General features: G+C 52.1%; 10 protein-coding genes. 2 read left to right on the top strand and 8 right to left on the bottom strand.

Annotated elements, in window-relative coordinates; genetic code table 11:
* Window positions 1–6: 6 nt before the first annotated feature.
* The 4 genes from CA13_RS01775 to CA13_RS01760 all read right to left on the bottom strand — a co-directional run bounded on the left by CA13_RS01775 (window position 7) and on the right by CA13_RS01760 (window position 5,185).
* Window positions 7–1,101, bottom strand: a complete 1,095-nt coding sequence (locus CA13_RS01775) for an ABC transporter ATP-binding protein (protein WP_146394241.1) — start codon at window positions 1,099–1,101, stop codon at window positions 7–9.
* Between the two features lie 41 nt (window positions 1,102–1,142).
* Window positions 1,143–2,312: an ROK family transcriptional regulator gene (locus CA13_RS01770; RefSeq protein ID WP_146394239.1), complete on the bottom strand. Its 1,170-nt coding sequence runs from the start codon at window positions 2,310–2,312 to the stop codon at window positions 1,143–1,145.
* Window positions 2,248–4,212: an esterase/lipase family protein gene (locus CA13_RS01765; RefSeq protein WP_146394237.1), complete on the bottom strand. Its 1,965-nt coding sequence runs from the start codon at window positions 4,210–4,212 to the stop codon at window positions 2,248–2,250. The genes CA13_RS01770 and CA13_RS01765 overlap by 65 nt, the downstream gene beginning before the upstream one ends.
* A 163-nt stretch (window positions 4,213–4,375) precedes the next feature.
* A complete protein-coding gene (locus CA13_RS01760) occupies window positions 4,376–5,185 on the bottom strand; it encodes an alpha/beta hydrolase (RefSeq protein WP_419193826.1) in 810 nt (269 codons plus the stop codon).
* Between the two features lie 288 nt (window positions 5,186–5,473).
* On the opposite strand from CA13_RS01760, the gene CA13_RS01755 reads away from it, so the two are divergent.
* On the top strand, window positions 5,474–6,460 hold the full coding sequence (locus tag CA13_RS01755; protein WP_146394233.1) for an SMP-30/gluconolactonase/LRE family protein: 987 nt from the start codon (window positions 5,474–5,476) through the stop codon (window positions 6,458–6,460).
* Between the two features lie 20 nt (window positions 6,461–6,480).
* Here the strand turns inward: CA13_RS01755 and CA13_RS01750 are convergent, their stop codons facing one another.
* Together CA13_RS01750 and CA13_RS01745 are read right to left on the bottom strand one after the other, a co-directional pair.
* Window positions 6,481–7,437 carry a ribose-phosphate diphosphokinase gene (locus CA13_RS01750; protein ID WP_146394231.1) on the bottom strand — a complete coding sequence of 319 codons (957 nt, stop codon included), beginning with the start codon at window positions 7,435–7,437 and terminating at the stop codon, window positions 6,481–6,483.
* 6 nt (window positions 7,438–7,443) lie between these two features.
* Window positions 7,444–8,199, bottom strand: coding sequence for a sugar phosphate nucleotidyltransferase (locus CA13_RS01745; protein ID WP_146394229.1), 756 nt, complete (start codon window positions 8,197–8,199; stop codon window positions 7,444–7,446).
* A gap of 278 nt (window positions 8,200–8,477) precedes the next feature.
* Between CA13_RS01745 and fliG the strand changes: the two genes are divergently transcribed.
* A complete protein-coding gene (gene fliG / locus CA13_RS01740) occupies window positions 8,478–9,497 on the top strand; it encodes a flagellar motor switch protein FliG (RefSeq protein WP_146403306.1) in 1,020 nt (339 codons plus the stop codon).
* Window positions 9,498–9,615: 118 nt separating this feature from the next.
* Here the strand turns inward: fliG and CA13_RS01735 are convergent, their stop codons facing one another.
* Entirely contained in the window at window positions 9,616–10,647 is a 1,032-nt protein-coding gene (locus CA13_RS01735; RefSeq protein WP_146394227.1) for an NAD-dependent epimerase/dehydratase family protein, read from the bottom strand.
* A 297-nt stretch (window positions 10,648–10,944) separates the two neighbouring features.
* Complete coding sequence (locus tag CA13_RS01730; RefSeq protein ID WP_146394225.1) at window positions 10,945–11,229, bottom strand: hypothetical protein; 285 nt, start codon at window positions 11,227–11,229, stop codon at window positions 10,945–10,947.
* Between the last annotated feature and the right edge of the window lie 576 nt (window positions 11,230–11,805).

The raw sequence follows: 11,805 nt of genomic DNA, 5'->3' as shown, positions 1-11,805 counted from the left end.
TTAGGGCTACTCACTTGGGTTGTCAAGCAAATTGCCGCCATCGGCCTCAAACCGATAAACATTTCCGCCCGACGCCTTTAATTGCATCGTGGCGCCGACGCTAACGGTTTCGGATCGATCAAGCAGCACCTCGACGGTTTGTGAACCACAGCGAAGTTGCATTTGCCGCATTCCCTGAAACACGCTTGTCCAACAGCACTCGCCGGTTAGTCGCAATTGTCTGGCCGTTGTACGAGGTGCTTCCCGATCGATTTGAAACGATTCGGGTCGGATTCCGACGATGATATCGAGTTCGTTTTCAGTCTTCACACCCGGCAAATGAAGTGGCTCAATGCCCGCTAAATCAAACCGGACCCTATCGCCAATTTGTTTTGCCCGGAACAAGTTAATCGGAGGCGATCCGACGGCTTTTGCAACGGACACGTTTGCAGGTGACCAGTAGATGTTCTCTGGTGTATCGATTTGTGCAATAACACCACGATCTAAAACGGCAATCCGATCCCCCATTCGCATCGCTTCGTTTCCATCATGGGTGACATGAATCGTCAAAGCGGGGAATTGGCGATGAATGCGAACTAGGTCATGCTGGAATTGATGTCGCAGTGATGCGTCGAGAGCCGAAAGCGGTTCATCGAGCAATCGTACCGAAGCTTGTCGGATGACCGATTTCGCGAGTGAGACGCGGCGAAGTTCGCCTCCGGAAAGCCGTTCGGGAATACGCCGCAAAAAAGGTTCGATGTCGAGAACGCCAGCGATTTGCTCGATCCGCGACAACTGACCTGCCCGATTCAGTTTGCCTCTGAGTGGAAAGCGAAGGTTTTCTTCTACGGTCAAATGCGGGTATAGGCCATCGTGCTGGAACATCAAGGACACGTCGCGATGCCGCGCGGCAACTTGTTTGACATCAACATCGTCAAAATAGATTCCGCCTTGGTCCGGCTTTTCTAAGCCAGCAATGATCCTTAATGTGGTCGTCTTTCCAGACCCGCTCTGACCAAGCAATACCAAATATTCATTGGGGCGGGTCTCTAGATTCAGCCCACACAGAAGCGGGCGTGCCTGAAACGACTTTTCGATTTTTTGTAGAGTGACCTTTGGCATGAATTAACGACGTTGGTGCTAGGAGAAAGGTCTTGTGAGCACTACGTCACTTGCGGAGTCAACGAATCCGTAATGTGGTTTATCACACTGGCGATGCTACCATCAATTAGCGAACTCGCAGCACGTTCGAATTGGCAGCGTTCGAATGACAGCGGCAAGGCCAATTGGCTTGCTTGCTCGGACATGTGGTCGAGCAACCACGGTAATTCTTCGAATAATCGTCCGTTGACGTAGAGCCGATGGGGATTAAGCAAATTGACAACGTTTGCGATTACCATTGCCAAGTATTGCGACGCTTCCGACAGAGCTTCCATCACGAAAGGGTCTTCGGAAAGCGCCAATGAAATGTATTCTTCAATATCCACATCACGCCCAAAATGGGTCGACGCCTGTTCCAGCAGTGCCAATTCGCTCGCGACCGTTTCCAAGCATCCACTTCGGCCACAGGAACAGGGTCTACCGTTCTCGATCATCGGTGTGTGCCCGATTTCCCCAGCGAATCCGTCACATCCGCTTAAGAATGCGCCGTCGATCATCACGCCTAATCCAATTCCGGCGCGGTGCGCCAACATCACGAAACTTGGTTTTGCGGACATGTCTTTACCGTACATGCTCTCGGCCATGCAGAGAGCATGTGTGTCGTGGACCATTTGGCAATGGACGTTCACGATCGTGCTAATGTCTTTACCGATCGGCCTATTATTCAATATGGGCAGATTCGCTGAAAGACACACTTGTTCTTTGCGATAATCGACCAAACCGGGAATCGTTAAACCGATACCAAGGGTGATCGATTCGGTTTGTGTGATCAAATGATTGACGTGTTTCCCAATCTCACTAAGTAGCGATTCGTAGTCATTGGGTGTTCGAAAGGAGACGAGTGTTTCCGGGCGTGTGTGACCGTCGAATCCCGCTGCCACGATTTTGCAATCGGGATGGTCAAGTTCGATACCGATCACCTGTGATTTGGTTCGCGCCAATCGAACTCGCTTCGCGGGGCGACCACGCAAATTTTGCTCGTCGTCGTATTCTTCAAGCAACTTCGCTTCAAGCAGAGACGCGATCGCTTTCGCCGTCGTAGGGAATGTTACGCCTAATCGACCAGTGATTTCGGCACGCGTTGACGGTCCGCAGCGACGAACGGAATCAAGCACCATCGATTGGCTTAATTGGCTCAGCAGTTGCGGTTTGACATGAAATGTCTTGCTCATGTTCGCGAGTGTATCCTTTTTGCGGCAGTTCGTCCAAGTGGAGTTTCAGAATTCGCACTAGTTCGCCGTGGGCGACTCGAGAGGTTTGAATGCCGGTGTGGGTTGCGTTTATCAATGTTGTCGTTTCATCTTGCTCCCGCAATGCACTCGTTACTGGGACGACGCTATCGGATGGCTCTAAAAAGGGCAAGTAGCATCGGTTGCCAATCAACGAATTTGTTTTTGCATGAGGGGCTGGGGCGATCATTGACAACGATTGTATCAATCGACTGGTGGGACGTAGGAAATCGAGACTAGTCGGTAACGACTCCGCTATCTTTTCCGAAAACGCATCGGGATTATTTGCCACCAATTGTTCAAATTCTTTTAGTTGAGGCTGTTGGCGCCGCGCCAATTTGGCTCCGAGACGCCCCACGCACGCTGACGCCCAAGGCGATCCTTGGTGAGGCGTTGCGACGTAAACGATCCGCCCGATATGCGGGTTTGATTGGAAATAGAATGCCCGACGCAATTCATCGATTGTTTCTTTAGGTGCGTTGATTTGCTCGATGGGCACGTTGGATACCGATCGCCAAAGTGAATCGTCGCTGTCGATTACTTGTAGCTTCGCAACCAATCCCCCCATGCTATGCCCTACGATTACGGCATTGGAAGGTGCGTGGCATTCGTTGGTCGAGTTGACGGCGGTTGACTGTGCAAATGCGATTGCTAGGTCTTCACGCAGCGTTGCGGCGGATCGCAGGAATTCCTCGCCGGTTGGGTAGCGGTATGCCCAAATTTGGTACCGCGTTCGTAACCGGTGGTCAGCCCTTACCGCATTGGCCATTGCCACAAATGTATTAGGGTCCGACAATAAACCATGCACAAAGATCAAAGGGATCTTGTCCTGTTGATATGGTTCCAAGAACCATAGCCCTGCTTCATCGATTCCGTTGTCACCATAGAGAAAAGCAGAGATCGGACTGTATTTGCTCTCTTGGCGTGAGTAGGCCAATGCCATGGCGGGGCTTTGCGCCATGGGAATGCCTGCGTTTGCAATCGATCCATCGTCGCGCGGCTTCGGGGCAACCATGAGTGGATTGACGAACACAACCGATGCAGGGCCGAGTGACTCGGTAGCTACGTCGGAAAACAGCGTGATCGGAAAATAGACAAGGGCAGTCGCCGCAAATTCACTTCTCGGCAGAACAAACGAGTCGGTTCGCGTTGGACGCCCGTCCTCAATGTTCTCAACCTTGTCGGTAAGTACGACGACGGGGATGCCATAGCCATCAACGTTCCCTGCGGCTTCGGTCCCCGATGGTGCCAATCCAGTCCACTCCTGCGGTGGCTCAAACACCTCAATATCCTGGAATTGGCTCGCGTCCCAGACAAATCCGTTGTGGTGAACTGGCACGACCGTGGATTCCATCAGTCCGTTTACATAGAGAACTGCGGTTGGGTCCAAGCGTCCGTATTTTTCAGCTGTCGATAGGATTCGAATCGTTGCGCTGCGGTGCACCTGAATCGATCGCAGGACGTTTTCAACGTCATCGTGGTCCCTCTTTCGCAAAGTTGCAGCGAAGTCCTCGAAAGCGATCGTCCGGGCCCAATAATCGACTGCTCGATCGTCATTGAGTGCATGGAGTTGCTCGCCGATTGCGTAAGACGCTTCGGCTAACCGAGTTACATTCCCGGCCGTCGGTTGAATCTCCATCTGGCATCGATCTTCTTCCAGATTCGCAATTTTCGCTTCCACATTGGGCAGCGCCGCAGTGCACCAGTCTTCGAGAGAATACGCTTGGATCGGAGCGACCACCATCGCAGGTGTCATTCGCGGTATGCTACCGCAGCAGCAACCGGTTGCCGTGACAAGCAGCACGGCAAATAGCGTTTCGCAGCGACGTCGAAGCCGGGTCATGAAGGTGCTACAGGTCAATCTTAGGGGAGAGGATCAGATCACTACGATCCTCCCTGATCGGTAGCCACACTCGGTGAATCATCGACGTGCGACGTTGGCAACGCTGAGGCGGAGTAAAAAAATGCCGGTCAAACAAGCTGTAGGGAATGTTCGGGACACCCGGTCACGATCCTGCGTTGCTCGATCCTGCGTTGATTGCTTCAACCAAACCGGCAACTTGCTTCATCGTTGACCGTGGCAATGTATCGTTGTGGCCAACTCCGTCCATTTCGATCCAGGTTTTGTTTTGGCTAGCGGAGGAGTCAAAGAGGTTTCTCGCATTTTCGATCGGTATCAAGCGGTCTGTGTCGCCGTGGATTTGAATCAATGGGCCATGGTAATTGGCGATTCGAGCGACGGAGTCAAAGCGATTCCGCATGATCAAACGAGTGGGGATAAACGGATACATCTCTGCGGCAATGTCGACAAGTCGATCAAAGGTTCGTTCCAGAATCAGGACCTTTGCGCCGCCATCTACTGCCAACGCTGTAGCGCATCCACCGCCTAGGGATTGGCCATACAGAATGATTTGGTTTGGCGTTAGGTCGTAACGGCGACAGAAAAAATCGCGAGCGCCAAAACAATCGGCGATCAGCCCTGTTTCATTGGGCGTATTGGAATCATCTGCGAAACCACGAAATTCGGCTGCCAACACAGTCGCGTCGAGTTCATGACTGAGACGCCGCATCCAATCGTCTAGCCAAGCCACCTTTGTGCCATTGCCGTGAAGGAACAGGACATAATTTGTTGGTCCCTCTTTCTCGAATAGCCTGCCACCGGCTTCGACTCCATCGGACGCCATGTAGCGAATCGCTTCGATCGCCGCGTTCGGTTTGGCCACCGCACGATGGTCGTCTTCCATGTAGGCACCGGGAAAGACCAATCGACTTTCCATGGCGACCAGTACGATCAAAAGGCCGGCGTAGGAAAGCAAGGTGACTCGAATTGTTGAAAAAAGTAGCCGCTGCCATCGTGGAAGGTTTTTCGATGCCTTTTTATTTTCCAATTGTAGGGTGCTCCTATTGCATAGTGACGGCTTATCGGTTGCGTTCCTATTGTAGCCGGTGGTTGAACTTATGTGGTTTTCCGGTGGCAGCGCTAAGGAAGCTACTGCGGATGCGTTAACCATATTTTTTGGGAGCAGTCGACACCGATTATGGTTATGATGAAGGCCGTCTAAATTTAAGTTTCACTGCTCGCGTATTATTGTGAGACCCTACAAATGCGTCATGTTTGGTTTTTCGTGTGTGTGGCCATATTTTGCTCATTCACTGTGGTTGGAGCGGAGGAAACGATCGGTCGGATCGAATCGCTCGATTCGGGATTTGCGGAATTGGTTCCTGCCACCGCAAAGATCGAAGTCCTGGCGGAGGGTTTTTCTTGGATTGAAGGCCCCGTTTGGGTACCGGACGAAACCGGCGGCCATTTGTTGTTTTCCGATATTCCACAAAATTCGATCTTCCGATGGAGCAAAGCGTCGGGTGCGACGCTGTATATGAAACCGAGCGGATTCACTGGGCTCGATTCCTATGGCCGCGAACCTGGAAGCAACGGATTGGCTTTAGATGGCGAAGGACGTCTGATTGCCTGTGAACACGGCGACCGACGTGTTTCGCAATTGACTGAGGGTGGCGGGAAAATCACGCTAGCGGATCGCTATAAGGGAAATCGATTAAACAGCCCAAATGATCTTGCCATTGATTCCACCGGAGTGATCTATTTTACCGATCCCCCTTACGGGCTTCCGAAACAGATGAATGACCCGCGCTGTGAACTCGATTTTTGCGGTGTCTATCGATTGGATGTTGATCGAACGTTGACGCTGTTGACAAAGCAATTCACGCGGCCAAATGGTATCGGTTTGTCGCCGGATGAGAAAACACTCTACGTGGCACAAAGCGATTCGAAACAGCCTGTCTGGATGGCCTTTTCGATTGGCCCCAATAAGACCATCAATGAGGGGGCGGTTTTGTATGACGCAACCGACGCGGCCAAAACGGCGCCGGGAATGCCGGACGGTATGGCGGTTCATAGCGGCGGCGCAATCTTTGGTAGCGGCCCCGGGGGCGTTTATGTGATTTCGCCCAGCGGCAAGTTGTTGGGGCGGATTTTCACGGGCGGGCGGGTCAGCAATTGCACTTTCAATGACGATGAATCGGTGCTCTACCTGACTGCCGACCACCAACTTTGCTGTGTCAGACTGAAATAGGGCGTCGACTTTTTTGGGGCCTATTTCTCTTGGACTCGGAACAACTCGCTGATCGATTGGTCATGATGGATCCGCTTGATCGCCTCGGCCAACAGCGGCGCCACACTTAACTGTACCAAGTTCGGCAGCTGTTTTTCTTGGGGAATGGGAATCGAATCCGTTACCACGATCGAATCGATAGGTGCGTTGCGCAGTCGCTCGATTGCGGGGCCACAGAACACACCGTGCGTACAAGCAATGTGGATCGCTTTGGCACCCGCATCGTGAACCAATTGAGCGGCTCCACAAATCGAACCAGCGGTGCTGATCATGTCGTCAAACATCAACGCGACTTTTCCTTCAAGCGGACCGCCAATAATTGTACTTTGCCGAACCTCCGTCGCACTCATTCGTCGCTTGTCGACGATCGCAAGTGAACCGCCGAGGCGTTTGCCGTGGCCGACCGCTCGTTTAATGCTCCCTTCATCGGGGCTGACCACGACGATCTCGTCATCGGTCAAGCCGAGGTCGATGAAATGTTCGTTTAGCACAGGGGCAGCGTACAAGTGGTCGACCGGAACATCAAAGAAGCCTTGGATTTGTGCGGCATGCAAATCCATCGTCAAGACGCGGTCAGCACCAGCTCGCGTGATAATGTTCGCAGCTAATTTTGCCGTAATCGGAACTCGGCCTTCGTCTTTACGGTCCTGGCGCGCGTAGCCAAAGTAGGGGATCACAGCGGTGATCCGCTCGGCACTAGCCCGCTTGCAACAATCGATCATGATCAACAACTCCATTAAGGTATCGTTGACCGGTGGCGAAGTGGGTTGAACGAGAAAGACATCGCGTCCACGCACATCCTCGTCCAACTTGCAGTAGTTCTCACCGTCTGGGAATTTACCGAGCGTGATTTTGGCCTGTTCCAAATGGAGGTGCCGACACATTTTGTCGGTTAGGTCAGGGTTCGCTCGTCCGGAAAAAATTTTTAATTCACGCATGGCTATTTAGTATCCCATCGATCGCATCGTTTGATCGACCAGTTCAAGTTCGGCGGGATTGTTGATTGATAGTGACTCACAAGACTGCAAAACCGCAATCGCTTCGACGTCGCGGCCCGACTCTCGCAACAGCCTTGGACAGTCCGTCAGATAGTACTCGCTTTGGGTGTTGTCGTTACTGAGTTTGGAAAGCGAGTCGAGCAAATCAGGAGTGTTGAACAGATACGTACTCATATTGACTTCGCAAATCTTCCGCTGTTCTTCGGTTGCATCCTTGTGCTCGACAATCCCGAGAAAACTTCCGTTCGAGTCGCGAACGATGCGGCCTAGCCCTTCGGGGTTCTCTTTTTTCAGCGTTCCGAGCAACAGCGCCGGCTTCGTTTTGGCAAAATGGTCCAGCAATTTTTTCAGGCTGGTCGGTTGAATTAACGGTGAATCGCCTGCGACGACAATTGTTGGACCGAGTTGGGAAGCAAGTGCCGATTGTGCCATTTGGACTGCGTGCCCGGTGCCGAGTTGTTCCTCTTGCAAGACAAACTCGATGTCACCCCCGCGGCTAGCCAGTTCCTGTTTGACAGCGTCAGCTTCATAGCCAACGACGATGATTTGCCGACGAATGCCCGCGTTTTCCAAAGCATCGAGGACAAAATGGATCATCGGTCGGTCGACGACGGGGCAGAGGACTTTTGGCAAATCACTCTTCATTCGTGTTCCCTTGCCAGCGGCGAGGACAACGGCACACGGTTCAGTTCGGTTGGGCATCAGTTTTGTTTTAGGTGTCTTTTGGGGAGGGGGTGTGTTGTTTTGTACCCTAGTTTGCCGCTTTTTCCGAATTTCACTCCGGCTCACGGCGGCCCCTATCGTCGCAAGTCACTGCCAACCCGACAACCACCGGCTTTACAGGGTATTGGACATCGTCACAACCGTCAAAACGGGCCACCGTGGGGCGGAGTATCGGCATCGATGCCGATACTGAATCGATATTGGCCGGTTTTTCGGTATTCAATCCAGTACTCGATTTTGTCGCAGCGAGAAAACGTATGTCCACATCCACGGCTATGTTCAACGAAGTTGGACTTAAAAAGGCTGCAGTGCTGTTGATGTCGATGCCGACCAAGACAGCCGCTCGTGTGCTTGGCCAATTGCCCCCCCGGGCAATTGAAGCAATCAGTATCATGATTGCCCAAACCGATTCGGTCGGCGGTGCAGAGCAGGAAGTCGTGATCGCAGAATTTCTGACCAGTAAGGCGAGCTCGATCTACGCCAGCCCCGGCGGACTCGAGCGAGCAACGGAACTGATCAAAGAAGCACTCGGGCGCGACGCGTCCGAAATGATCGGAAATCTGCAGCAAACGATTGAGTCGATGCCGTTCGGCTTTATCAAAAAGGTCGATGCCCAAACACTGCTCCAATTTATTGGCGAGGAGCATCCTCAAACGATTGCATTGTTGTTGAGTCACGTTCCAGCCAACTACGCCTCGGAAGTGATGAGCGGATTGTCGCCGGATAAACAACTTGAAGTGATTCGACGGATTGCATCGATGGGCCGATGTAGTCCCGACGCTGTTGCCGAATTAGAGTTTGGGTTGGAAATGCGTCTTAGTAGCATGGTCAACCAGCAGCACAGCAATACCGGTGGCGTCGAAAGTGTTGCAGAGATTTTGAATGTCGTCGAACGCTCGGTCGAGCGAACAATCATGGAAGCCCTCGGAAATGACGACCCTGAATTGTCGGATGAGATTCGTCGTTTGATGTTCGTCTTTGAAGATATTTGCAAATTGGGCGATCGCGATATCCAGTCGCTGCTAAAAAATGTCGAGACAGCGCAATGGGCGATGGCTTTGAAGGGAGCCAGTCAGCCGTTGCAGGACAAGATCATGCGCAACATGAGTTCACGAGCGGCGGACAATCTGCGAGAGGAAATGGAGTACCTCGGCAGCGTCCGGGTGAGCGAGGTGGAAGGGGTGCAACAGAAGATCGTCGACATCGTTCGTCATCTCGAAGACACCGGAGAAATCTCGCGACCTACGGGCGAGGAAGAAGAAGAGTACGTCAACTAGGATCGGTGTCGGTGGGAACCGGCCCTGAGGCCCATATCGATTTGAAAAAACGGTAAGTCAACACAGACGCTTGGTACGGGGATATCCGCCAGCTTGATCGCATGAGTTGTCGTGAGAGTTAGGCCCATCCATTATCCACGTACCACCTCGCGTCCTTCTTGAGATTCTCTATGAGAGTTTGTCGTGGTTGCAACGCTAATTGCTCTCGTGCTTTTTGGCTTGAAGAAGCCCAGGAACGTACGGTAGCCTCTTTTACTTTATCAATGTTGATAATACTACTTTTACCACGCATTTGCGCGACAGTGCCGACCGAGAGTCCGGCAATATGTCCAACCCAACGCCAAATCGGCCATACCAACACGCTAACTTCAAGCGCCTCGGCGATCTGCTTTCCGAATTGTCGATAATTAGGAAATTGGCGATCATCACAAACAAAGTAAATGCCCTGTGACTCATCGGTGTTCGATTTAGGCTGAGCTTTCGCATTGCGGAGCGTTTCACCATCGTGAACCGCTCGCAGCAGGACCTGAACCAGATCGTCAACATGGACTAACGATAGAGGCGGTGTCTTGAAGCCAACCGTAATGTGCAGCCGATAGCGGTAAATAGTCCGAACCATTTCTGCGATGTTGCGGTCGCCTGGTCCGTAGACAATGCCTGGTCTCAGTATCGTGATTGGCAATTGGTCTGCTCGCTTTAACCATTCTTTTTCGCCAGCAAGTTTGCTTTTCCCGTATAGGGATACAGGAGTCGGTGGGTCCAGTTCATCGCGAATTGATTTCTGACGCAACACGGGGCCAGCTGCAGCGAGCGACGAGACCGAAACGATTCGTGGTTTGTGGTCTCGTGAAGCCAGTGTGTCGGCAAAAAAACCGCAAGCGCGCGCGTTGACGCGAAACAGTGCGTCTTTGTCGATCGCATGGGTTTGCCCTGCCAAATGGATTACGCCATCAACGTGTTCCAGCGCGTGCGCGTAGGTCTCAGGACGAAATAAATCGCCACGAATGAGTTCAACCGAGTCGCAAGGTAGGCAATCGGTTTTCGAACCTTCTCGGACGAGGCAACGGCAGTGGTATTGATTCCGAATCGCTTCGCGAACCAAGTGCGACCCAATAAAACCAGTCGCTCCGGTGATAAAGAGTGTTTCCATTCAACTGAGATGGGTTGAAGTTTATGAGTTAACAAAGATCCTTTTTAGTGCATGATCAGTATACTTTTGGAGCGTCGAATGCAAATGGTGAACCACATCCGTTTCCAACAAATGACCGATCGAGCCAGTAAAGGATGCGAATCAAATCCGTCATGACGGTCATTGTCATGCTGTGACTATCATTTGAATCGCGTCAGTTAGCTGTCGTATACGAAACTTCAACACAAAAAAATAGGCCAGCCGCCCTAATTTATCTAGGACAACTGGCCACAAATTTTGCTTTGCTAAAGCACTTGATTACTTCATCTTGCAACTATGCAGCACATTGTGCGCAATCACACGCTTCGCAGTCGCACACTTCGCAGTCACATACTTCGCAGTCACATACTTCGCAGTCACATACTTCGCAGTCACACGCTTCGCAGTCGCACGCTTCGCAGTCACACGCTTCGCAGTCGCACGCTTCGCAGTCGCACGCTTCGCAGTCGCACGCTTCGCAGTCGCACGCTTCGCAGTCACACGCTTCGCAATCACACGCTTCGCAATCACACGCTTCGCAGACGCTTGCTTCGCAGATGACACTGTCGCTTTCCGCACAACAGCCGCGATTGGCGTCGCACTGACCGCAAGCGAACGTTTCGTCAGATGCTTCGTTTGCAACACTTGTACTGTTGCGATACATCGCCGTTGCAACTGTAGTGATCACTAAAGCAGCAAACAAAATACCTAGAACTCGTAACATTTGTTTCTCCAAAATAGAATATCGTTGTTTGAACATAATGGCCGTCTCGGATGAGCCGAGATGTACAGACCGTTACTTCAACCAGCGAGACAAACGCGCGCAGCGATCCTGCGCTAGGAGAAAGTTGTGCCGGTGTTCGGGCCGGTCAACCAAACCCGAGTGCCGGGGATCTGAGAAATGATCTTCGACGATCATCAAGTCGACCGCGACGGGCACGCCCATTCGGGACTCAGAGAAATTCACTACAAGGGCGTCGAAATAGTAATCGTCGCATGGGCAATTGTCGCAACGGCACTCGCGCACTTGTTTTTCGGTCGATGTTTTTGGCAATTCTGGTTGTTGGCAACATCCGTTACAGCAAGCGTGTACAGCCACTTCGCTAAAGGCAATCGCTTCACCGCACGGCGATTCGTTAT

The sequence above is a fragment of the Novipirellula herctigrandis genome (assembly GCA_007859835.1).
GTDB classification, from domain to species: domain Bacteria; phylum Planctomycetota; class Planctomycetia; order Pirellulales; family Pirellulaceae; genus Novipirellula_A; species Novipirellula_A herctigrandis.
The sequence above is the reverse complement of the archived record's forward strand: the minus strand, read 5'-3'. Positions and strand labels throughout refer to the sequence as shown.